This window comes from Bradyrhizobium sp. 155, assembly GCF_023101105.1.
Lineage (GTDB): Bacteria > Pseudomonadota > Alphaproteobacteria > Rhizobiales > Xanthobacteraceae > Bradyrhizobium > Bradyrhizobium canariense_D.
Genome location: NZ_CP064704.1, coordinates 6,567,133 through 6,588,814, shown reverse-complemented (window position 1 = coordinate 6,588,814; position 21,682 = coordinate 6,567,133). Strand labels below are relative to the sequence as shown.

Annotated in this window: 18 protein-coding genes and 2 pseudogenes; 19 read left to right on the top strand and 1 reads right to left on the bottom strand. The window is 60.5% G+C overall.

Going from position 1 to position 21,682, the window contains the following annotated elements:
• The first annotated feature begins 197 nt into the window (after window positions 1-197).
• From IVA93_RS31605 to IVA93_RS31560, 10 genes and pseudogenes are all read left to right on the top strand, one after another.
• Window positions 198-663 (top strand): annotated as a pseudogene (locus IVA93_RS31605) (DUF2840 domain-containing protein).
• Window positions 660-1,172 (top strand): S26 family signal peptidase, encoded by a 513-nt coding sequence (locus tag IVA93_RS31600; protein WP_247456529.1) that lies wholly within the window; start codon window positions 660-662, stop codon window positions 1,170-1,172. The pseudogene IVA93_RS31605 and the gene IVA93_RS31600 overlap by 4 nt, the downstream one beginning before the upstream one ends.
• The gene (locus IVA93_RS31595; protein ID WP_247789379.1) at window positions 1,169-2,092 is read left to right on the top strand and encodes a lytic transglycosylase domain-containing protein; all 924 of its coding nucleotides are present in this window, start codon (window positions 1,169-1,171) and stop codon (window positions 2,090-2,092) included. Before IVA93_RS31600 ends, IVA93_RS31595 begins: the two co-directional genes overlap by 4 nt.
• Window positions 2,093-2,395: 303 nt before the next feature.
• Window positions 2,396-3,484, top strand: coding sequence for an IS110 family RNA-guided transposase (locus IVA93_RS31590; RefSeq protein WP_247357292.1), 1,089 nt, complete (start codon window positions 2,396-2,398; stop codon window positions 3,482-3,484).
• Window positions 3,485-4,461: 977 nt separating this feature from the next.
• On the top strand, window positions 4,462-4,731 hold the full coding sequence (locus IVA93_RS31585; RefSeq protein ID WP_247789377.1) for a DUF3363 domain-containing protein: 270 nt from the start codon (window positions 4,462-4,464) through the stop codon (window positions 4,729-4,731).
• Complete coding sequence (locus IVA93_RS31580; RefSeq protein ID WP_247367596.1) at window positions 4,652-5,050, top strand: DUF3363 domain-containing protein; 399 nt, start codon at window positions 4,652-4,654, stop codon at window positions 5,048-5,050. Before IVA93_RS31585 ends, IVA93_RS31580 begins: the two co-directional genes overlap by 80 nt.
• A 152-nt stretch (window positions 5,051-5,202) precedes the next feature.
• Window positions 5,203-6,300: pseudogene (locus tag IVA93_RS31575) on the top strand (type IV secretory system conjugative DNA transfer family protein); the annotation flags it as partial.
• 449 nt (window positions 6,301-6,749) lie between these two features.
• Complete coding sequence (locus tag IVA93_RS31570; protein WP_247456009.1) at window positions 6,750-7,133, top strand: hypothetical protein; 384 nt, start codon at window positions 6,750-6,752, stop codon at window positions 7,131-7,133.
• 24 nt (window positions 7,134-7,157) lie between these two features.
• Window positions 7,158-7,634, top strand: coding sequence for an SDR family oxidoreductase (locus IVA93_RS31565; protein WP_247789376.1), 477 nt, complete (start codon window positions 7,158-7,160; stop codon window positions 7,632-7,634).
• Between the two features lie 226 nt (window positions 7,635-7,860).
• Window positions 7,861-8,856: a nitrilase-related carbon-nitrogen hydrolase gene (locus IVA93_RS31560; RefSeq protein ID WP_247289279.1), complete on the top strand. Its 996-nt coding sequence runs from the start codon at window positions 7,861-7,863 to the stop codon at window positions 8,854-8,856.
• Between the two features lie 1,120 nt (window positions 8,857-9,976).
• Here the strand turns inward: IVA93_RS31560 and IVA93_RS31555 are convergent.
• Entirely contained in the window at window positions 9,977-10,147 is a 171-nt protein-coding gene (locus IVA93_RS31555; RefSeq protein WP_247339234.1) for a hypothetical protein, read from the bottom strand.
• A gap of 1,123 nt (window positions 10,148-11,270) precedes the next feature.
• Here IVA93_RS31555 and IVA93_RS31550 point away from each other — a divergent pair.
• The 9 genes from IVA93_RS31550 to trbJ all read left to right on the top strand — a co-directional run bounded on the left by IVA93_RS31550 (window position 11,271) and on the right by trbJ (window position 21,681).
• Window positions 11,271-11,684: a hypothetical protein gene (locus IVA93_RS31550; RefSeq protein ID WP_247456007.1), complete on the top strand. Its 414-nt coding sequence runs from the start codon at window positions 11,271-11,273 to the stop codon at window positions 11,682-11,684.
• Window positions 11,685-11,858: 174 nt separating this feature from the next.
• The gene (locus tag IVA93_RS31545) at window positions 11,859-13,166 is read left to right on the top strand and encodes an MFS transporter (RefSeq protein WP_247789374.1); all 1,308 of its coding nucleotides are present in this window, start codon (window positions 11,859-11,861) and stop codon (window positions 13,164-13,166) included.
• 214 nt (window positions 13,167-13,380) lie between these two features.
• Window positions 13,381-14,595, top strand: a complete 1,215-nt coding sequence (locus tag IVA93_RS31540; RefSeq protein ID WP_247789373.1) for a TlpA family protein disulfide reductase — start codon at window positions 13,381-13,383, stop codon at window positions 14,593-14,595.
• Window positions 14,596-15,128: 533 nt separating this feature from the next.
• A complete protein-coding gene (locus IVA93_RS31535; RefSeq protein ID WP_247296874.1) occupies window positions 15,129-16,424 on the top strand; it encodes a C4-dicarboxylate transporter DctA in 1,296 nt (431 codons plus the stop codon).
• A gap of 574 nt (window positions 16,425-16,998) precedes the next feature.
• Window positions 16,999-17,919 carry a P-type conjugative transfer ATPase TrbB gene (gene trbB / locus IVA93_RS31530; protein WP_247789371.1) on the top strand — a complete coding sequence of 307 codons (921 nt, stop codon included), beginning with the start codon at window positions 16,999-17,001 and terminating at the stop codon, window positions 17,917-17,919.
• Complete coding sequence (locus IVA93_RS31525; RefSeq protein ID WP_247338342.1) at window positions 17,916-18,242, top strand: TrbC/VirB2 family type IV secretion system protein; 327 nt, start codon at window positions 17,916-17,918, stop codon at window positions 18,240-18,242. The genes trbB and IVA93_RS31525 overlap by 4 nt, the downstream gene beginning before the upstream one ends.
• On the top strand, window positions 18,242-18,505 hold the full coding sequence (locus IVA93_RS31520; RefSeq protein WP_247289291.1) for a VirB3 family type IV secretion system protein: 264 nt from the start codon (window positions 18,242-18,244) through the stop codon (window positions 18,503-18,505). Before IVA93_RS31525 ends, IVA93_RS31520 begins: the two co-directional genes overlap by 1 nt.
• A 9-nt stretch (window positions 18,506-18,514) precedes the next feature.
• Window positions 18,515-20,950 (top strand): conjugal transfer protein TrbE, encoded by a 2,436-nt coding sequence (gene trbE / locus IVA93_RS31515; protein WP_247338341.1) that lies wholly within the window; start codon window positions 18,515-18,517, stop codon window positions 20,948-20,950.
• On the top strand, window positions 20,947-21,681 hold the full coding sequence (trbJ, locus tag IVA93_RS31510) for a P-type conjugative transfer protein TrbJ (protein WP_247789370.1): 735 nt from the start codon (window positions 20,947-20,949) through the stop codon (window positions 21,679-21,681). The genes trbE and trbJ overlap by 4 nt, the downstream gene beginning before the upstream one ends.
• Window position 21,682 lies beyond the last annotated feature (1 nt).

The window sequence follows — 21,682 nt, the reverse complement described above, 5'->3', positions numbered from 1 at the left end:
TCCTGCGCGCTTTCCGGCCGCTCTAACTTTACTAACCGGAAATCCTTCGGATTTCTTCTAACGGACCAAGACACAAGCCGCATCAGCGACGTCTGGCAACGGCGGGGCGTCAGTCCTGTTTGCCTTCAGAAGCCGCATACGCAGTTCGCCGGCCCCAAAGCTCACGGCTCGCAGCCTCAGCTTCAGGGAGCGGCGGCATGAGCGATCTCACCGAAGTGGAAGTACTGTGGCTCGAGAAGCGGATCGAAAACCGCATTCGGTTCGGCCGCATCGTCAAGGAACGGAAGCTTGACCGTCACCGGCGTGTCCAGTCATTTGCACCGGGCAGCATCTTTGCCTTCGTACGCTGGACGTCCAACGACTTTGGCACGATCATTTCGCGGATCGACATCCTGCGCGCTGTCGCGCCGGGGCAGCGCTGCTCGACCGCTCCCTTATGTGACACCCGGCGGAGACATTCTGCTGCGTCTGTCCGGCTGGCCGAAGGTCGAGCGCGTGCTGCAGATGATCGATGCCGTTGATGCACTCGGCATCGATCCCGCTGACGTAGCGCCTGATCATTGGCATCACGTTCATAACCGGCTATCCGTCAACGAAAACCCGCGTCCCTACACCAAGGCACGCCACCAGGCTTGGCTTCACCGTCAGAGCGTGATGCGATGACGGGCCGGTTGAAGGTGCTGACCACAACGTTTGGGGCTGCTGCTGCGCTAGTCGCGACAGTCGTCCTGGAGCCGCTACCGCTCTACATTTGGAATGCATCGACAAGCGTGCCTATCGGTCTCTACCGTTTACGGCCGACGACGCGCTTCCATGTCACCGAACTGCTCGCTGTCGAGCCGCCGGAGCCGCTTGCAACCTTTCTCGACCTGAGCGGCTATCTGCCGATTGGTCTCCCCATGCTCAAACGCGTCTTCGCGCTTCCCGGCCAAACGGTCTGCAGAAGTGGGCTCACCATCTCGGTCGATGACATTGCAATGGGCGAGGCGCGGGATCGCGACGCTCGCGGACGTCCGCTGCCGAACTGGCAGGGCTGCCGCGTCGTTGGAGACGGCGAGCTCTTTCTCATGAACTGGCAGTCGGACGACTCTCTTGACGGCCGATATTTTGGATTTCTCCCGGCGTCGGCCGTGATCGGCAGTGCGATCCCGGTGTGGACGCGGGAGGAGTGATCGTGCGTATTCGACGAGTTCACCTCGCCATTCCCTTGTGCGATCGATTGCGGGATCATTCTTCCGTTCCGATCAAAGTCTGCAAGGCCGGCGCGCGCAGCGGCAGTCCAGGGCGGCCGAATGGCCGGCGCGAAGCAGCTTTACCCGGGACGCTCGAGAGCACGGCGGCCTGCTTGGCTCGGTCGGCCGCGCGCGTTTGGGCTGTCGTGTCGCTGCTGTCTATTTTCGGTGTGCCGCACAGTTCTGCTCTGGCCGAGAGCGGAGCGGTCGCGGCTCGAACGGTCAACCAGGCGAGCAACTCATTTGCAGCGTTCGTCAACGACGCTTCAGAGCGCTTTGCCGTTCCGGTGAACTGGATTGGTTCGGTCATCAACATCGAGAGTGCTGGTGATGTGCACGCCAGATCACCAAAAGGCGCAATGGGCCTGATGCAAATCATGCCGGCGACCTGGGCGGAACTTCGCGAGCGCTATAATCTCGGCAGCGATCCCTACGACCCGCGCGACAACATTCTGGCAGGCACAGCCTATCTGCGTGAACTGCTCGACCGGTATGGCTCGCCTGGCGTGTTTGCCGCGTACAACGCGGGACCGTCTCGCTATGAAGAGCATCTCGCAGGCGGCGCTTTACCGGACGAGACGCGAGCATACGTCGCAAAGCTTGCAAATCTGCTTGCCATCGAACTGCCGCCCACGTGGACGTCCGGCGGACAGTCGTCAGCAGGTGCGATGCTGTTCGTCACGCGATCCGAACCTATGAAAACGCGCGATCGATTGCGGGCGCCCATGCCGTCGAGGGGTCACACGACCGCAATCTCGGCGCCCGATGTTTCGCCCATGGTCCCCTGCCTATTGGCGTGTTCGTCCCTCGATCGGATTCGGGAGCATCGCAATGAACAAGTGTGCGGGTTCGCAAGCTGACGGCGTATGGTCGATGCCTTCGGCCCGCGCTCTACTCGTCGCTTCGCTCCTCACCGAGCCACCCTACGGGTGTCTCGGCCCTTCGGGTAACGATCGCTATCGCAAGCGCTCGGAAGCAGTGGGGGCTTCGCGAGTTGGCTGCCAAGTCGCGGCGGCTTTTTCGGGAGCCGGCGACCGGGAGACCACGACGGCAAGACGGCCGCCCGTAATCGGTCTCCTGCAGAACTTGCGGCGGCGGAGCAGATGGTCTGCGCGATGAATATTGCGCACACTGCACCGGCTCAGCAACGCGGGAGGCGTGTGATGGAATTCTTCTGTGGTTTGGACATCGGCATGGACGAGACGGCGATCTGCGTGGTGGACGCGACCGGCAAGGTGATGCTGGAGACGGCGGTGGTGACCGATCCGGACGCGATCAAGGTGGCGCTGACGCCCTATCTTGGCCGCTTGCGACGCCTTGGTCATGAGGCGGGATCGCTGTCGCCCTGGCTGCATCCGGAGCTGCTCAGGCTGGGCCTGCCGGCGGTCTGCCTGGAGACTTTGCATGTTCGCGCGGCGCTGAAGGCGCAGCGCAACAAGACCGACCGGGCAGATGCGCTCGGGATTGCCCACATCATGCGCACCGGCTGGTTCCGGCGCGCCCATATCAAGAGCGAGGCCTGCTACCGGCTGCGGCTGTTGTTGACGCACCGGCGCAATCTGAAGCGCAAGTTTGTGGACCTCGAGAATGCGATCCGGCACTCGCTGAAAGTGTTTGGCATCCGGCTGAACCGGGTCGGGCGCGGCGGCTTTGCGCAAGTCGTGCGCGAGGCGGTGGCCCACGATGCGCTTGTCAGCGAGCTGATCGACGCCATGCTGAATGCGCGCGCGGCGCTGTGGAAGGAGTACTGCCGGCTGCACGACCTGGTGGTTCGCCTGGTCGCCGGCCATGAGCTGTGCCGGCGCTTCATGCAGATTCCTGGCGTCGGCCCGATCGCGGCGCTGAGCTTTATGACCGCGGTCGACGATCCCTCGCGCTTCAGGCGCTCGCGCGACGTGGCGGCCTATTTTGGCCTGACCTCGCGGCGCTGGCAGTCCGGCTCGTCTATCGACGTCAAGGGCCGGATCAGCAAGGCGGGCGACGGTGACGTGCGGCGGGCGCTGTACGAGGCGGCCAGCGCTTTGCTGACTCGCTACAAGAAAAAAGACAAGGTCAAGGCGTGGGGGCTGGCGCTGGCCAAGCGCTCCTCGCACCGCAAGGCGACGGTGGCGGTAGCGCGCAAGCTCGCTGTGATCATGCATGCGATGTGGACCAGCGGCACGTTCTACTGCGGCGATCCGGACGCCTCGGCGGCGGAGATGCATGCCGAAACAACAGCTAAGCAGCGCAAATTGCTCGGGCCCTACGCATGAGGCGCGTGATCCTGCAACCTGGCAACGACGCGGTGATGGCCGCGACCTGAACACGGAGCTCCGCCGCCGGCGGATGAGGACTGGTGCAGCACCAACACGACGGAACGCACGTTATCTTGCCTGCGACGATGCATCTTCGGATGCCGACCGATCGCGCCGGATTGCCTGTGATGTGGCTCCGTCACACCGATGGAAAGATGCGCCGCGACGGCGTCCGCGCTGCCTTGCTGCAGCGACACTGTGCCGTCGCTGAGCGCGGAAGACTGCACGGCGCATCAGGACTCGCAAGCCTCGCGGCGCATCGTGTCATGGCGTGGATCAGAGAGGCTTGTCGCAAGCGAGAAAGGAAGCGAGAATGGCTGAGGTCAGACAGACGACACGACCGATTAAGACGGCAGGATAAAAGCCGCAAGGTGCGGCCGGTCGGTTGTGAGAGAAAGTGTATGGATTTCAATGATCGACTAAACATTGCGGCGACTCGGAGCAAAGTTCAGCTTTCCCCAAGGCGCTGTTCTTACAAGGCTTTCGATGCCTTGCGGCGGCCGGAATGACGCGCGAGGATGATCTTCGGACCCGTCCTGGCCGTATCCGCTCCACGCGCGCGCCCCGGACAAAGCCGTTTGTGGCGCAGGTACTCACAGCCGCTCAGAAGGCCGGCGGCCTCTCGCGAGGCAAGGATGGCCGTGGCGGAAAGTTTGGACGCGGCCGCGCCGCGAGCATCGCTGCGGCACGGCTCAACGCCAGCGGCCGCGGTGCTATGGCTTGCGCGCCGGCGCCAGCGACCTTGTCATGCGCGAACTTGGCCCTCGTTCGGAGCTCGAGACTCGCCAGAGCCTTGAGGCGGACACGACAGCCGAACGCTGGACCACACTCGATCGGACGCTTGCCCGGGAAGCGGGGACGGCGGACGGCGTTATCAATTTGAGGTCCGAGCGGGATGCCGGGCGCGATGCATTGCGGGAAAGCGGATCGGGCGCATGCGGACGCTCGCGCGGCGCGGTTTGGCGGAACCTGCGGGCCCCGCCGTCCGGGTTCTGGCCCCCGATCCGGAGGCGAGCTTGCGCGCGCTGGGCGAGCGCGGTGACATCATCAAGCGGCTGCACAAAGCCCTCACGCGGGACGGCCCCAGCCGCACCCCCGCATCCTGGGCACTGGAGGGCGAAACTCATGGCGAACCAATCGTTGGCCGTCTCATCGGGCGCGGGCTTGATGAAGGGCACAGCCTTTGCCGTTGTCGACGGGATTGACGGGCGTGTGCATCACGTGAAGCTTCCTGCTGTCGAGGCGGCCGGCGATGGGCCGATCGGTGGGATCGTGGAACTGCGCCGGTTTGCGGACACCCGTGGTCGAACACGGATTGCGCTCGCGGTTCGCTCGGAGCTCTTTCTGGACCAGCAGGTCGCGGCGGATGGAGCAACGTGGCTAGACCGGCAGCTCGTCGCGCGAGATCCTGCCGAGCTCTCGCGCATTGCGTTTGGCGCCGAGGTACGTGCGCACTTGAACGGCGCATCGATGTTTTGGCCGACCAAGGACCCGCCCGGCGCGATGGCAACAAGGTCCGGCTAAGCCGCAACGTGATCGAAAGCCTCCGCGACCGCGAACTCGACGTCGTTACACGACGGCTCATGGAGCAAGCGGGGCTTCCGCACTTATCATCTGATGTAGGTGAGCAGATCTGAGGGGATTATCGTGGACGTCTGTCAGTGGCGTCCGCACGCTTCGCGATGATCGAGAACGGCCTCGGCTTTCAGCTTGTGCCCTGGTCGCCTTCGCTCGAGCGGGAGTGGCCGCGTTCGGTGATCGTCCACGAAATCAAGCGCGAGAATTTCCAGTTGACCTCGGGATGGCGCGCGCGCCTTGGAGATGTAATCTTATTCGACCGACAAACACGGCAAGCGCCGCCTACAACTTGGGAAGTACGAGAAGCGCAAAATGTCTGCATATCCTGGTTGATCCCGAAGGGGCGCTCGAGCGCCGCAACCATTGGGAAAAACCAGCCATTCTCTGCTCGTCGGCGCTATCCTGCATGTCCTCTACGCTGAAGCTGACAAGACACTTGCCGGGCTCAACTTGGTGATCGCGTTCATCCCGTCGTCGCTTCAGCAGCGCGAGAGCTGCTCAACAAGAGCGAGAACGAGCGGTCGGGCGTGCTGTCGACCACAATGAGCTTCTTGGGCCTTTATCGCGATCCGGTCGTTGCTAAGGTCACCGCGCGGAGCGATTGGCGCATTCTCGATCTCGTCGACAAACCGCAGCCCGTTTCACTCTATCTCGCCGTGCCGCCATCCGACATCGTCCACACAAAATTCCTGATGTGGCTCATCCTCAATCAGATCGGACGGCGCCTAACCGAGAGCCTGGATCCCGACCGGCGCCGTCAAAAGCTCCTCCTGATGCTCCACGAGTCATGCAGCTCTGGGCCGCCTCGATTTGTTCGAGAGCCAGCTTGCCTTCATGGCCGGCTATGGCATTCGCAGTTTCCTGATCACTCAGAGCTTGAACCAGTTAGAACGCGCCTATGGACCGAACCACGCGACCTCAACAATCGTCACATCCGGATAGCCGTCTCCACAATGACGAGCGCACCGCTAAGCGCGTCTCGGATGCGCTGGGGACCGCGACCGAACTGCGCGCCATGAAAAACTATGCCGGGCATCGCATAAGCCCCCTGGCTTGGACACTTGATGGTGAGTCGCCAAGAAACGTCCTGTCCTCTCCTGACGCCTGGCGAAGTCATGCAGCTCTCATCGAAAGAGGCGATTGTGATGGTGTCGGGCCTCCACCCGCTGCGTGCCACCAAGGTTCGTTATCACGAGTACCCGATAACGACAGGGCCAAATCGAACGGACCGAGCGCCTTAGATCGGGACCGACGGCAGATATCTGAGGGCTGGGAGGCCGCATGACATGAATGCTGAAATCTGAAGCGAGTTGAGACGAGGTACGGCCTGCATTCGAGCTGCCGCTCGATGGACGCTGCTTGCTTGAGCAAGCGGAAGCCTCTCCAGAGTTCCGGAAGCTCTTCTCAAAAGTTGGCCTACCAGTTTTTGCGGATTGCATCGCAGGGCCTCTGTGTTAGCAATCCACCTTGCACGGTCTTAGTCTGCGAAATCCTGTCGAAAATGCGAGAACTTGCACTGCCCCAAACTTCAGCAAACTGGTGTAACGTTATCCATTTACGTCAGATTGCAATGAGGCAACCCCTGAGACCGCCTGCAATATGTTTCCACAATTCCAGAGGAACGGAACTACATCGTCCACTTTCGATGGAAGGACAACTGGAGAAGCACATTGGCTTGGAGCCGTTGAATGAGACCCAATCCCGCCGGATGGCGATGATGGCCAAGCATCCTCACACCAAGATCAATCTGATCAGCTCGCTGGCCTCGCGACAAGACGGCGTTACGCAAGCAGAGTTGCGCAAGGCCACAGGATGGAAGCTTGTCCCGATGCCCCTGATCGCGAAGCGGTGCAAGATGAAGCTGATTACCAAACGTGAGAAGGGCAGCGTCACTCGCAAGAACGGTCAAGATCGCGAGCAAGAGCGGCCACTTCACCACGTACTACATGATGGCGCATCATTTGACTACGGCAGTTGCCGACGCGACTACCGACACAGTGGGCAGAAAGCCCTATCCGTCAATGTATAAGCCAAGTGATGCGGAAAACGCGTCATGAGCCAAAGTCCTGCAGGGAATCGCGAAGCTATCCCGACAGCGAGGCTCGGCTATCTTTCACGCCGGCTATCCCGCTTCGGAGGAAAGCGCGAAACTGTGATAGCCCATTTCGATGCCAATGCCGAAATCGCGAAACTCGGCTCGCTCGCGCAAACAACTCAGCAGAGCGTTGACGTCTTCGTCAATTTCCCCGGATTCTATTTCAATACTCACAAGGCGCTGCCTCTCGCGCGCAACCCGAGCGAGATCGTCTTCACGGTTTTTTCGTCCAATCAGGTCGGAATCGCGCGAACATCGGTTGTGTCGGCATCCAAGGCCGAACTGTGCCACTTGACGCGAGCCCTTGGCACCCAACTGATCCGCCGAAGCGCTCGGATAAACGCCGAGAGCTCGGGCGCCACCGAAAGTCCGCTGTTTAGAAACATTCCGAGACCAGCGTGCAAGACCGCGGAACGGTCCCGCTGGAGCAGATAGCCGCGAAACACTTCGGTAAGCCACGGAAGATCGCGGCGCGTGAGCTTCCTCGCCTTCGGCGACGCATCCTACATCACCGGCATCGACGTGGCTGTCGATGGCAGACGCACACAGTCCTGAGTCCAACAAGCCCCCATGGGCTCGAAGAGCCCCCGTGAGAGTCATCCGTCATCCTCTACACCAGTTGCAGTGCAACGCGGATACTCACAATGTGCAGAAGAACAGAATGAGAAAAATCATTAAGGCAGCCGCCGTACAGATCAGCCCCGTGTTGTACAGCCGAGAGGGGACAGTCGAGAAGATCACCAGAAAGATTCGCGAATTGGGCAAAAAGGGGGTGCGTTTCGCCACGTTTCCCGAGACCATCATTCCCTACTACCCGTATTTCTCGTTCGTCCAGCCGCCCTTCACGCTTGCCAAGGAGCATCAGAGGCTGCTTGAGCAGTCCCTTACGGTACCCTCTGCGGAGACGCATGCGATCGGTGATGCGGCCAAGGACGCCCAAATGGTCGTTTCGGTCGGCGCCAATGAGCGGGACGGAGGATCGATCTATAACACTCAGCTCCTGTTCGATGCGGACGGCACGCTGATCCAGCGTCGCCGCAAGATCACCCCCACCTATCATGAGCGGATGGTCTGGGGCCAAGGCGACGGTGCCGGCCTTCGCGCCGTAGACAGCGCCGTTGGCCGGATCGGCCAGCTTGCGTGCTGGGAACATTATCTCCCGCTGGCAAGATACGCCTTGATTGCCGATGGCGAGCAGATCCACTCCGCGATGTACCCCGGCTCAATCTTCGGCCCTCTTTTCTCCCAGCAAACGGAAGTGAGCACCCGACAGCATGCCCTTGAATCGGCCTGCTTCGTCGTCAGCGCAACCGCATGGCTCAACGCCGACCAACAAGCCCAAATTGCCAATGACACGGGCGCTGCTATCGCCCCGATTTCCGGCGGTTGCTTCACGGCTATCGTTGCCCCCGATGGTCAATTGATAGGCGAGCCCCTGAAGGAAGGTGAAGGAGAGGTGATTGCCGATCTCGACTTCATCGAAATCGACGGGCGCAAGAGAGTGATGGATGCAAGCGGTCACTACAGTCGCCCTGAACTGATCAGCCTCCTGATCGACCGAACACCTTCTTCGCACGTCCATGAACGGACTATTCCTCCGAGGAGCGTGGCGACTGCCGGCCTTCATCGCGAGGACCGTGCTGCGGACGCCTCTTGACATTTTTTGGTCCTCCCCGCCCGAGCCGGAGATGGCGCATCCCCGCTTCGACCCGAACGGCCGGAGATCAGGTAATCGCCCGAGAGTCGCGTGCGCAAAGAGAAAGAGCTTGTTTGCAGCAGGGCCATGCGGGCCGCTTGGCATGATCCAGACCGATTCTCTATTGGAGAAATGACTAGCTGCGGAGCCTCGCCAATGACCTTCAGCCTACAGCGCACCCGGTCACTGCAGCGGCAAGTTCGCTTCAGGTGTTCGAAAAGTTACGCTGACCGCCGCGCCCATCCTTGCCGCGCCCCGCCTTGAGATCTGGATGTTGCCTCGATGAGGACCCGCTCATGTTGGGAGCCTACATCGTCAGCTCGAGACGGCTCGTCACGGCAGGTCTTTCCGAGTGGCGCCAAACGGCGGACAGATCAGGTCCAGGCGATCCCCGCCGGGGAAGCTGGCGGCTGAAGGTGAACGCGCACTCAAGCTATGTGATCTCCATGCAACGGCAATCCTGCGCAACACGAGCGCCCATTCGGGTTAGGAATTTTATGGAGGAAGAAAAACCAGATTACTCGCCGAGAAGGTGCCCACGTTGCGCTCAACGATCCGGACCCAGCCCGCGGCTCGAGAAATGGGCTAAAGAGTACGAAAAGCTGTGTCCTGGACCCGGCCTCCAGATGCGATGAAAATTCATAACTGCCGCCGCACGTGCTCTGGAAGGCGCTGGCACGCTCTCAGTAAACAACCGCACTTTCAGGGCGCAGTATCCAGGCCTATGCTGGCGGGATGGAGCAATCAGTACTTTTCAGGTGCCCGCGCAGACGGGCATGAACGTGCAGCAACTGCTGACGGGACTGGAGCAGATCGGTCCCGATACTCATCTACCGGTCGTTTGGCCGGCATGCTCCTCGGTCCATTTGGTGAATGCCTCCACCGGCAAGCTGTGACCACAGTGCTTCTGAAGTGCGGTGAGGGCAGTCGACGGGTGCCATCCGGCATGCTCACTCCGGTTTGGGTGCGCATCCTTTCCGGCGTAGTTCGCGTACCATCCCTGGAAAATCCAGCGCCTTGGAGGGGTGATGCTTGCTGCCGCTGCAGGCGTCGCAGTCGCCCTCGCTGCCGGCGCTCTTCCTCAAGCTTCGCCACCATCAGAAATGGCGCTTACGGCTGGCACGGTGCGGTGCAGCGGCAGCGTGCGTTGAAGATTGCGGCTGGCCGGCGAAGGTTTCCCCAGCTTAGCATCGTATTTCTCGGCCAGCACCAGAAGCCGCTTTCGCGTGAACGGGTCGGCCTGATCAGCCATCGTGGGCCCGCTCTGCAAAGCTCCTGTAGAACTCGACATCCATGATGTGCCCTCACTCAACGCCACCAGGATTTGCGCTTAAGTACATCGGCGGCTCCGATCCCAAGGCGGGCGAACAGGGGGGCCTTTCGCACAATATTCTGCAACGCGGCTGTAGCAGCCGATTTGCCGCAGTAAGCTCGCCGTCGGCAGGGGCAATTCACATGTCAGACCTCCATCGATCCGGAAGCGACGCCCGGGGTGCGGGCGGACCGATGAATCGGGTGGCTGGCGAGGACCGGCACAACGAGCGCTACGTCTGCAGCCATAACGAGGGGGACCCGCTGCGTCCTCCCGCCTGCCAGTGCGACCGATAGTTCCCCTGAGGCCTCCTGACAAGTGAGTGGTCGCACTCGGCCTGCTGATACGTTTGAACAGCCGTAGGACGGGCTCGACGTGCGGCACGCGAACGGGTGTAAGTCCTATCGCACGCTGGTGATGCATGCCGGAAATCGGGCGAGGCGCGGGTGTATTTGGTCGCGCCCATGAGCTGGTGCGCTTCTTACGAGGCGCATCACCGCACAGCGAATAAGGCCGGTGCGTCCGCGCGGGTCGTTCGCGACCTCGAGGGCGCGAGGGCGCATCTAGATTGCGCCTGCGCCTCGTTTTTGATCGGTAACTTTGTCCATTTGACGTAAGGGTGCACGCACCGTCCGCGAAATCGCGCGTCTATCGGCGACCTGACTGTCTAGAGGCACAAGAGGCTACGACGTCTGGCGCTGGTCTTTAGGAATCCGCCCTTTCTTTCTTTCGGTACGCCAGGCTGCGACCAGAATGTCCCCGCGGTTGAAGCGGCATGCGGTCTCGGCCCTTTTGTCGTGCGTCATCGCAGGGCGATTCATCTGTTTCGACCAAACATCCAGACCACGCGCGAGCAAGCGCAGGCGGTGTGCGGTCGCAGAAAGAAGGAAGCTGGAGTATGCAGATTAGCGGCGGGCGCCGGGAAGAACCGAGCTCAAGTCGGAATGAACCTGAGGTGGACGCGCAGCCGAGTCCAAGCGAAGTTCAGCAGACCAGAAAGATAACAATTCAACTTTCTGAGTGCATTTTCCAGCGACTCGAAGCCGCGACTGACCGCCCTGGTATGGGCAAGAGCGTCGTCGTCGAGGCGGCACTTGAGCGCTTCCTGGATCCGGCGCCGCGTATAGAGGGTCTGGTTTACGAGGCGATCGAGCGAACGAATAAGCAGGTGCTCAGTCTGCGGACGGACATTGCGGTGATCGCGGAAACAGTGGCTCTCCATGTGCGATACCACCTCACGCTGACGCCGCCGATGCCACCATCCAAGCAGGACGAGGCGTGCGACTGGGGCTCGAGCGCTTCAAGGCTTTTGCCGAGCAGGTCGATCGTCGCGTACGGTTTGGCCGGCCCTTGCTGCAGGAGGCAATTGATAGCTCGGGAAGTTCCAGCCGATCTGGGCCTGAAATGGGCGGCGGAGCGTCACGCGCCGTTCCACGAGCGCCAGTTGAAGAAGAAACCCACTGCGTGGCCGTCGTAGGTGAAAACTCAAAAGCGGGTGCTGTCGCCGAGGAGGGCGGCAGCAATATCCACTTTCGACAGCTGCCAAACGCCTTGTGTTAAAGCCAGTGGCCGCGTTTCGAGCAACACGCGCAGTGATGCCGCTGGGCTGAGATCAGGCGAGAAGCCGGTCAACCGGGGTTGGAGCTGGCGGATGATCTCTTGCGTGTTCCTTCCCTTTGCAGCGGGATGTTATCTTTCCTACCTGTTTCGGATGATCAACACGCTCATTTGTGACCGCCTCGCCTCTGAATTGGGGCTTGGTACGGCCGATTTGGGGCTGTTGGGCTCGATCTACTTTCTAGTCCTTACTGGCAGCCAGATTCCGATGGGCATGCTCTTGGATCGCTTCGGTCCGCGCCGAGTCCAGGGTGCGCTCTTGCTGCTGGCTGCCGCAGGCGCTGCGCTTTTCGGACTATCGAATGGATTTCTGTCGCTTCTGATTGCTCGCGCGGTGATAGCATTCGGTACCGCAGCTTCCCTCATGTCTGGCCTGAAAACAGTCGTGCTCTGGTTTCCGAGAGAGCGCGTGGCGCTCATCAACGGCTGTATGATCATGCTGGGTGCACTGGGCGCGGTAACGGCAACCGCACCAGCCGAGGCATTGCTTAACTGGATAGGCTGGCGCGGTCTATTTGAGGTGCTTGCCGCATCCAGCGCGTCCGCGGCCGCTTCGATCTATTTTTTGGTTCCAGAGCATGAGGCAACTGCGAAGAGCCCTCCAGGGACAGTCAGCCTGAAGACCGTCTATACGGATGGGCGGTTCTGGAGAATTGCGCCGATTTCTTCAACATGTATCGGGTCCGCGTGGGCCCTGCAGTCCTTGTGGGCAGCGTCCTGGCTGAGCGATGTGGAAGGGTTGGATCGAACAAGCCTTGTCACTCAATTGCTCGCAATGGCGATAGCCCTAAGCATTGGCGCATTGCTGCTCAGCGTGGTCGCCGATTCACTGCGCCGGCATGGCAAGAACATTGAAACGTTGCTCTCAATAGTAGCTGCTGTGTTCATTGCAGCCGAACTCGCGCTGATATTGCATCCGCCATTCCCGTCGCTACCGTCGTGGATCGTTGTGGCGGTGGTCGGATCAGCAATCGTCCTCAGCTACGCGATCATCGGAGATTACTTTCCGGCCCAACTGATCGCGCGCGCAAACGGCGTGCTCAATGTTCTGCATTTCGGGTGGGCTTTCCTCGTCCAGTACGGGACGGGGTTAATTCTAGAGCAATGGCCGGTAAAGGACGGACACTACCCCTCAATCGCGTATCAGACGGCGTTCAGTATGAATGTTGTGCTGCAGCTGGTCGCTCTAGTCTGGTTCATCGCCCCTTGGTTCAAAGAGTTGAATTGGAAATCTGAGATCGCCGTCAAGCGCAAGTCGACGGGCCAAAGCAGGTCAGTTCACGTCATGATCCCGAGCGCCGAAATGGTAATCCTGGAAACCGATCATGATGTGGAGTGGTGAACTCGGCCTTCTGCCTGACTTCCCGCCTCGTCGGTCTGCGTTAAGGACGTCCGGCCGACTGATTGCCTAAGAAGCTCCAAACAGCTGGTCGGATATGCGACATGCGTCGCAAGGTCGACAGGAATGATACGAAAAATGCGTAATATCAATGAGCGCTGGCTGGCATGCGACTTGCTGTTGTTTTCCACAGAGCCAGGTAAAGCGAATTTGAGCAATGACCAGTGTGACTGAGAGCGCAAGTCAAGTCGGTGCGGACAGTGTGCTGAGAGTCGGTTCGCCGGCTCCCTCCATCAAAGTTGAGGACTGGCTACGTGGCCAACCGCTTACAAAGTTCGAACCTGGGAAAGTATACATCATCGAGTTTTGGGCGACGTGGTGCGGACCATGTATCGCCTCGATGCCGAATTTGGTGACCCTGCAAAGCAAATACAGGAGCAACGGAGTTGAGGTGGTGGGCATCGCGGCTCACGAACAAGCTTCGACGGCAGATGAAGCGCGAGCCAGCTTGGACGCTTGGTTGACGAAGAGCTTGCCAGATCTGAACTTCGCGATCGCATTCGACTACTCCGGCGAAATGAACAACCTTTGGATGGATCCCAGCTTTTCTGTCGGGATTCCATCGTCATTCGTGGTCGATCGTCACGGCCGCTTCGCCTTTATCGGCCATCCGACGCAACTCGATAACTTGTTGCCCAAAGTTCTGAACGGTTCCTGGGCAGTGAGCGACGAAGCCAAAGCCCTGGATGCGGAGAGGATAACCACGGGCAGACGCAGAAAGCGCGAACTATCGCAGAAGCGAGCGCTGGTGGAACCGATCTTTGCCAGACTTGAAGCCGCCATGAATAGTAAGGATTGGGCGGCAGCCCTTTCAGGGGTTGAGGAGGCACTCGCTGCGATGCCGGACGATGTCACCTTCCGTGGGCTTCATGCGGAATTGTTGCTTCACAAGATACGCGACATGCGGGCCGGCTTGGCGGTATTGCGCCAATTGGTTCGCGATGCGATCGACAAGAAATCTGTGGTTTGGATGAGCGTGGCCATCCGCCAACTCTTCGACCCCGCGAAAGACTACTCCGGTTTCCCACATGCCGAGCGCTTTGCCATGGGCAAGGACCTCTCCGAACACATCCTCGCGGCGAATCCGCCCCAAGGCAGCGAGGGCGCGAAGTTCCTCTCGTACGGGGCGGTCGCTCGGTACTATTACGAGACCGGTAACAGGGATCGCGCGATCGAATTGGTCGAGGTGGCGCTGAAATGGCTGGATGCAGCGCCTGCCTCCGATGTAGCGAAACGGGATCTCGTGCAGTGCTCCCTCCAGGCCTTGGCGAGCTACAGGAGTGAGAAGCTCTGTTACGAGGAGTGTTGTTCGGCACCGCAAAACACAGCTCCCGAAAAGGCGGAACCGGGATCGCCAATGGAGGCAGCGTGAGCAATGCTACTGGCTATGTCTTCTCGGCCCTTGTGGTTTTCGATCGAAGTTGATGCCTTTGGGAATGTCCGGGCATTCACCTGAAGCCAGGATAGGACGAGTGAGGGGTGAACGCAGGCGCGCCGCACCACCACAAGTTCTTTACGGTGAATGTCTCTTCAACGTACGGTCGCGGTCCGGCGCGATACGGCGAGAATGCCTCAGGTGAAGAGTGGTCGCCGGCTGCTAAGGGTGGCGGCTTTTAACATGCTGGTGGCATCTTCGAACAACCAAAAAAGATAGAAATGGGTGGTGACGCTGATGCATTCGAACTCTCAAGGAAGCTTTCTGAAGTTTTTACCGCTGGTTTCAGAAGGGATTCAGGACTTTGTTTCGCGTTGGCCGCAAGCCCATTCGGGAGAGGCGGCAACCGGTGGCAACGGACGTTTTTTAAAGCGGTCAGTGCGCTGTGCGCGCGGCGCTAAGGGAGCACTGAGCGAAGCCGTGCCTTCATTGTCACTCCGCTTTGGTACCACGGCGCCGGGTCGAGCGTGATGTACAATCACCGCCAGCGCCGCTCTGTTAAAGCCGCCGCCCTGTTCCAGCCATCTGGCCCCTGGTACAATGTTCTTTATATCCAGGTACTCATCGCGATCCTGATTGGCGTTCTCGTTGGCTGGTTGTGGCCTTCTGTGGGGACGAACAGCTGGGTCAAAGCGCTTGGTGACGGATTCATCAAGCTGATCAAAATGGTGATCGCGCCGATCATCTTCTGCACTGTTGTGTCCGGAATTGCGCATGTTCAGGATGCACGAAAGGTCGGCCGAGTCGGCGTCAAGGCGCTGCTTTACTTCGAGATCGTGTCAACCTTCGCGCTGATCCTGGGTCTCGTGATGGGCAATCTCGTTCAGGCCGGTCATGGGCTTGCTCCCAGGGCTGACGCCGCGGCGGTAGCCAACTACGTCAAAAGAGCGGAAGGGCAGAAGGCGGTCGATTTTCTCCTCAATATTATTCCGGATAGCGTAGTTGGCGCTCTGGCCCGAGGCGACGTGCTACAGGTGCTGCTGTTTGCCATCCTATTCGGGTTCTCGCTGATGGCGCTTGGCCAGCGGGGTGAGCGGATGCGCAGTCTGGTCGACGATGCTGCACACGCGGTGTTTGGCGTCATTAGGATCGTAATGAAGGCAGCGCCAATCGGGGCGTTCGGCGCTATGGCCTACACTATCGGCGAATTCGGACCGTCCGCGCTCGGTAAACTCATCGGCTTGGTTGCTCTGTTCTATGTGACAGCCGGGCTCTTCGTGATCATTGTGCTTGGCCTGGTCGCGCGCTTGGTCGGTTTTTCTATTCTAAAGTTCATCTTCTACATCAAGGATGAGCTGTTGATCGTGCTCGGAACATCGTCGTCCGAAAGCGCGCTGCCGCAGTTGATGGAAAAACTCGAACGGCTGGGCTGTTCCAAGCCGGTCGTGGGCCTGGTGGTGCCGACAGGATACTCTTTCAATTTGGATGGGACCAACATTTACATGACGTTGGCGACCTTGTTCATCGCGCAGGCGCTCGGGGTCGATCTCGACTTCGCCCAGCAGCTCACGATACTCGTTGTGGCGATGCTCACCTCGAAGGGCGCAAGTGGTGTTACCGGTGCCGGGTTCGTCACCCTGGCCGCAACGTTGACCGTGGTCAGTCCTGACCTCGTCCCGGGCATTGCGATCGTATTCTCGATAGACAAGTTCATGAGCGAGGTGCGCGCGCTTACCAACATCATCGGGAACGGTATTGCGGCGGTGTTTGTGTCGTGGTGGGAAGGTGAACTCGACCATGTCTCGCTACACGCGCAGCTCAAGTAGATCTGCGATTTCAGCTCGGCCATTGCGGACTAGAATCACTGTTTGAATGCCTGCATTCTGCGTCGGCAATCGTCGTGCAGTACTGGACCACCCTGATTCCAGGGAGAATGGTGCAGGGTCATGCTACGCTCACGGTGGTGCACCAGACCAGCGTCGGCATTGGTGCCTGCTGCAGCCCGCCGGCTGATGTGGTTCATTATCCCACGTTTGAGCTTCCTCAAAAACTGGGAACTCAATCGTGCCCACGCGAGGGAGCGACATTGGTTCAGGAGAAGCAATGGAGGCTGAGCAAACACCGCGGCCGGGAAAGGCGTAAAAATAATAAGCTCAGGACCATTGCTCATTGCTGATTTCTCGCCTCGCGGTGGAGGGGCCGGGGCGTCAAGCCCGGCGCTCTTTTCAAATGTTCCTTTCTCTACGCTAGACTACGAACAGCATATTCCCTTCGTTGCGGTAACACGCGACCTATCTTTTATTTGCCTTCAGATGAGGGCGCGAAAGCGGCCTCAGCAGCTTGGGGCAAATCGTGGCGATCCATTCTTTTGATTCAGAAGCGAACTTGCGCGGAGCGCGTATGCTGCGTACCGCGTTGGGGCCCGCCATCGCAGGGTTTTTGGAAGATCCGGCAATCGTCGAGGTGATGCTCAATCCCGACGGCCGGCTGTGGATCGACCGACTGTCGAGCGGCCTTACAGACACCGGAGAGAGCCTTTCGGCAGCGGATGGCGAACGAATCGTCCGCCTGGTCGCGCACTATGTAGGAGCAGAAGTTCACTCCGGCTCGCCCCGGATTTCGGCTGAGCTGCCGGAAACGGGGGAACGTTTCGAAGGATTGCTGCCGCCGGTTGTTGCCGCGCCGACCTTTGCCATCCGCAAACCGGCGATCGCCGTGTTTGGCCTCGACGAGTATGTCGCCGCGGACATTATGAACGCGAGCCAAGCGAGCGCGCTTCGCAACGCGGTCGCCGCACGGAAGAACATCTTGGTCGCCGGCGGCACCTCGACCGGCAAGACCACGCTGACAAATGCGCTGCTTGCCGAGGTTGCCAAAGGTTCGGACCGCGTCGTTCTCATCGAAGATACCCGGGAGCTTCAGTGCAGGGCACCAAATTTGGTGGCGCTGCGGACCAAGGACGGCGTGATCTCGCTCTCCGATCTTGTGCGCTCCTCTCTTCGCCTGCGCCCTGATCGCATTCCGATCGGCGAGGTCCGTGGGGCCGAAGCGCTGGATCTTTTGAAAGCCTGGGGCACAGGACATCCCGGTGGCATCGGAACGATACACGCCGGGACCTCGCTTGGCGCGCTGCGCCGGCTCGAGCAGCTGATCCAGGAAGCCGTCATCACCGTCCCGCGCGCCCTGATTGCAGAAACCATCAACGTCATAGCCGTTCTCTCTGGCCGTGGCGGCGAACGGCGGTTGAGCGAACTCGCCAGCGTCGACGGCCTTGGATCATCGGGCGACTACAGCCTTTCGAACATCGGAGATCAGTCATGACCACACGATCGTCTCTCGGGCGCGGCTTCATCTCAATTGTGGCGTTCGCCAGCCTTGCCCTAGCCAGCGCGCCGGCCTGGGCCGCCGGCTCGAACATGCCTTGGGAGCAGCCGCTGAACCAGATCCTGCAATCGGTCGAAGGTCCGGTCGCAAAGATCATTGCGGTCATCATCATCATCGTGACCGGGCTGTCGCTCGCCTTTGGCGACACCTCGGGTGGTTTCCGGCGGCTAGTCCAGATCGTGTTCGGCCTGTCGATCGCATTCGCCGCATCGAGCTTCTTCCTTTCGTTCTTCTCATTCGGCGGCGGAGTGGTGATCTGATGGACGAGCCAGTCCCGGAATTTGTGGCTCCCGTCCACCGCGCGCTCACCGAACCGATCCTGATGGGCGGCGCGCCCCGCGCGGTTGCCATCCTCAACGGCACACTGGCTGCCGCACTCGGTCTCGGCCTGCGCATGTGGCTGGCCGGCCTTCTCCTCGCTTTCGTGGGTCACATGGCTGCGGTCTGGGCCGCAAAGCGCGATCCGGAATTCGTGGAAGTCGTGCGCCGGCATGTTCGCGTTCCCGCTCACCTCAGAACCTGAAGTCGTCCCATGATGAATCTTGCCGAATACCGCCGTTCAAGCACACGTCTTGCCGACTTCCTGCCCTGGGCTGCCCTGGTCGATGAAGGGATCATTCTCAATAAGGATGGATCGTTTCAGCGAACGGCCCGGTTCAGAGGGCCGGATCTCGACAGCTCCGTGCCGGCCGAGCTCGTTGCGGTCGCTGGCCGCCTCAACAATGCACTCCGTCGTCTCGGATCCGGGTGGGCCGTGTTCGTCGAGGCGCAGCGGCATTCGGCCGGACGCTATCCGCCGGATACATTCCCGGACGTCGCCTCGGCGCTGGTGGATGCGGAGCGGAAGGCGCAATTCGAGGAAGCCGGCAGTCATTACGAGTCGAGCTACTACCTGACTTTCCTTTATTTGCCTCCGGCAGAGAGTGCGGCCGCAGCAGAGCGCCTGCTGTACGAGGGCAGCCAGCGCGCTGCGGGAGCCGATGCACGCGAGCTGCTCGCCGGCTTTAGTGACCGGACCAGCCGCGTGCTGCAGCTGGTCGAGGGTTTCATGCCGGAATGCCGTTGGCTTGATAACGAGCAAACGCTGACCTACCTGCATTCGACGGTCTCGACCAAACGGCACCGGGTGCGCGTGCCAGAAATCCCGATGTATCTCGATGCGTTGCTAGCCGATCAATCGCTGGTAGGCGGCCTTGAACCCATGCTGGGCGACGCGCATCTGCGCGTTCTGACGCTCGTGGGGTTTCCGACTGCGACCACGCCCGGGATTCTCGACGAGCTGAACCGGCTGGCATTCCCGTACCGCTGGTCGACGCGCGCTATCATGCTCGACAAGACAGATGCCACAAAGCTCCTCACCAGGATCAGGCGTCAATGGTTTGCCAAGCGCAAGTCGATCGCCTCGATCCTGAAGGAGGTGATGACGAATGAGGCCTCCGCGCTTTTGGATACCGATGCCCACAACAAGGCGATGGATGCGGACAGTGCGCTCCAGGAATTGGGTTCGGATCAGATCGGCCAGGTCTTCGTCACGGCAACGGTCACGGTCTGGGACAGGGATCCGCGCGCAGCCGACGAAAAGCTCCGCCTCGCCGAAAAGATTATCCAGGGCCGGGACTTCACCTGTATGGCCGAGACGGTCAATGCCGTCGAAGCCTGGCTCGGCAGCCTGCCGGGACAAACTTACGCGAACGTCCGCCAGCCGCCGGTCTCGACCCTGAACCTCGCCCATATGATCCCGCTATCTGCGGTATGGGCCGGAGAGGTGAGGGATCACCACTTCAAGGCGCCCCCATTGTTCTTCGGCAAGACTGAAGGTTCCACGCCATTCCGGTTTTCTCTGCATGTCGGAGATGTCGGCCACACGCTGGTCATCGGACCGACGGGCGCCGGCAAGTCGGTCCTGCTGGCGCTCATGGCGCTGCAGTTCCGCCGCTACAGCGCGGCCCAGATCATTGCGTTTGACTTCGGCGGCTCGATCCGCGCATCGGCCATCGCCATGGGCGGCGACTGGCATGATCTCGGCGGCGCGCTCGATCCGTCAGAACTCGTCGCCCTCCAGCCTCTCGCGCGCATCGACGACCTCGGCGAGCGAGGCTGGGCATCCGACTGGATCGCATCGATCCTGTCGCGCGAGCGGATCGAGGTCACGCCTGAGACTAAGGATCATGTCTGGTCGGCGTTGACCTCGCTCGCCTCGGCGCCGGTTGCCGAGCGGACGCTGACTGGGCTCTCCGTTCTCCTGCAATCCAACGCTCTCAAGCGCGCGCTGCAGCCCTACTGCCTCGGGGGGCCATACGCGCGGTTGCTGGACGGCGAGCACGAAACGCTCGGTGAAGCCTCCGTCCAGGTGTTCGAGACCGAGGGATTGATTGGGACCTCTGTCGCGCCCGCAGTTCTGGCGTATCTGTTTCACCGGATTGAGGACCGCTTAGACGGCCGTCCGACACTGCTCATCATCGACGAAGGCTGGCTCGCGCTCGATGATGCCGATTTTGCCGGCAAGCTCCGCGAATGGCTCAAAACGCTTCGCAAGAAGAACGCCTCCGTCGTTTTTGCGACCCAGTCGCTCGCCGATGTCGACGGCTCCAAAATCGCGCCTGCCATCATTGAGAGCTGCCCGACCCGGATCCTGTTGCCAAACGATCGCGCCGTCGAGCCGCAGATCATGGCGATTTACCGGCGCTTTGGGCTGAACGACCGCCAGACCGAGATCCTCGCCCGCGCCACCCCCAAGCGACACTACTACTGCCAATCTCGACGCGGCAACCGCCTGTTCGAGCTCGGACTTGGCGAAATCGCCCTCGCCTTCGTGGCCGCCTCGTCCAAAGCCGACCAGGCTCTCGTCGACCGGGTGCTTGCCGAGCACGGAAGGGACGAGTTCGTGACCGGTTGGCTCATGGCGCGCGACCTCGGCTGGGCCTGCAATCTCATTCCGCAGCTCGCCCAACAAGGAGCGCTCTCATGAACTGGATCCGGCCGATTCTGGCGGCAAGCATCATCGCCATGATCATGGTCCAAGCGCCCGGCAGAGCAAAGGCGCAGTGGATCGTTTTCGATCCCAACAACTACGTTCAGAATGTGCTGACCGCCGCGCGTGAGCTGCAGCAGATCAACAACCAGATCACCTCGCTGCAGAACGAAGCGCAGATGCTGATCAATCAGGCGAAGAACCTGGCCAGCCTGCCTTATTCGTCGTTACAACAGCTCAAGCAATCGATTCAGCGCACCCAGCAGCTACTCTCGCAGGCACAGCGAATTGCCTATGATGTCGAGCAGGTCGATCGCGCGTTTTCCACCACCTATGCGCCGGCATCGGTCAGCATGTCCAATGGGCTCCTTGTCGGGAATGCGCAGACGCGTTGGCAGAACTCGGTTGCCGGGCTGCAGGACGCCATGCGGCTCCAAGCGAGTGTTGTCCGCAATCTCGACACCAACCGCACCCAAATGTCCGCCCTGGTGACGGCGAGCCAGGGCGCATCGGGTGCGCTTCAGGCAAGTCAGGCCGGCAACCAGCTCCTTGCGTTGCAAGCTCAGCAGCTTGCGGACCTTACGGCTACTGTCGCGTCGCAAGGTCGTGCGCAAACGCTCGAGTCTGCCCAGCGCGCAGCTGCGCAGGATCAGGGCAGGGAGCAACTGCGGCGCTTTCTTAGCCAGGGGCAGGGCTACCAACCAACAACCGTGCAGATGTTTCACTGAT

Coding starts and splice junctions, on each gene's coding strand:
- IVA93_RS31555 (WP_247339234.1), bottom strand. CDS start 10,147: ATGGCTGATCAGGCCGACCCGTTCACGCGAAAGCGGCTTCTGGTGCTG.
- trbB (WP_247789371.1), top strand. CDS start 16,999: ATGCTGCGTACCGCGTTGGGGCCCGCCATCGCAGGGTTTTTGGAAGAT.
- IVA93_RS31545 (WP_247789374.1), top strand. CDS start 11,859: ATGATCTCTTGCGTGTTCCTTCCCTTTGCAGCGGGATGTTATCTTTCC.
- IVA93_RS31520 (WP_247289291.1), top strand. CDS start 18,242: ATGGACGAGCCAGTCCCGGAATTTGTGGCTCCCGTCCACCGCGCGCTC.
- IVA93_RS31600 (WP_247456529.1), top strand. CDS start 660: ATGACGGGCCGGTTGAAGGTGCTGACCACAACGTTTGGGGCTGCTGCT.
- IVA93_RS31560 (WP_247289279.1), top strand. CDS start 7,861: ATGAGAAAAATCATTAAGGCAGCCGCCGTACAGATCAGCCCCGTGTTG.
- IVA93_RS31535 (WP_247296874.1), top strand. CDS start 15,129: ATGTACAATCACCGCCAGCGCCGCTCTGTTAAAGCCGCCGCCCTGTTC.
- IVA93_RS31540 (WP_247789373.1), top strand. CDS start 13,381: ATGACCAGTGTGACTGAGAGCGCAAGTCAAGTCGGTGCGGACAGTGTG.
- trbE (WP_247338341.1), top strand. CDS start 18,515: ATGATGAATCTTGCCGAATACCGCCGTTCAAGCACACGTCTTGCCGAC.
- IVA93_RS31580 (WP_247367596.1), top strand. CDS start 4,652: ATGGCGAACCAATCGTTGGCCGTCTCATCGGGCGCGGGCTTGATGAAG.
- IVA93_RS31550 (WP_247456007.1), top strand. CDS start 11,271: ATGGGCAAGAGCGTCGTCGTCGAGGCGGCACTTGAGCGCTTCCTGGAT.
- trbJ (WP_247789370.1), top strand. CDS start 20,947: ATGAACTGGATCCGGCCGATTCTGGCGGCAAGCATCATCGCCATGATC.
- IVA93_RS31525 (WP_247338342.1), top strand. CDS start 17,916: ATGACCACACGATCGTCTCTCGGGCGCGGCTTCATCTCAATTGTGGCG.
- IVA93_RS31565 (WP_247789376.1), top strand. CDS start 7,158: ATGAGCCAAAGTCCTGCAGGGAATCGCGAAGCTATCCCGACAGCGAGG.
- IVA93_RS31590 (WP_247357292.1), top strand. CDS start 2,396: ATGGAATTCTTCTGTGGTTTGGACATCGGCATGGACGAGACGGCGATC.
- IVA93_RS31570 (WP_247456009.1), top strand. CDS start 6,750: ATGGAAGGACAACTGGAGAAGCACATTGGCTTGGAGCCGTTGAATGAG.
- IVA93_RS31585 (WP_247789377.1), top strand. CDS start 4,462: ATGCGGACGCTCGCGCGGCGCGGTTTGGCGGAACCTGCGGGCCCCGCC.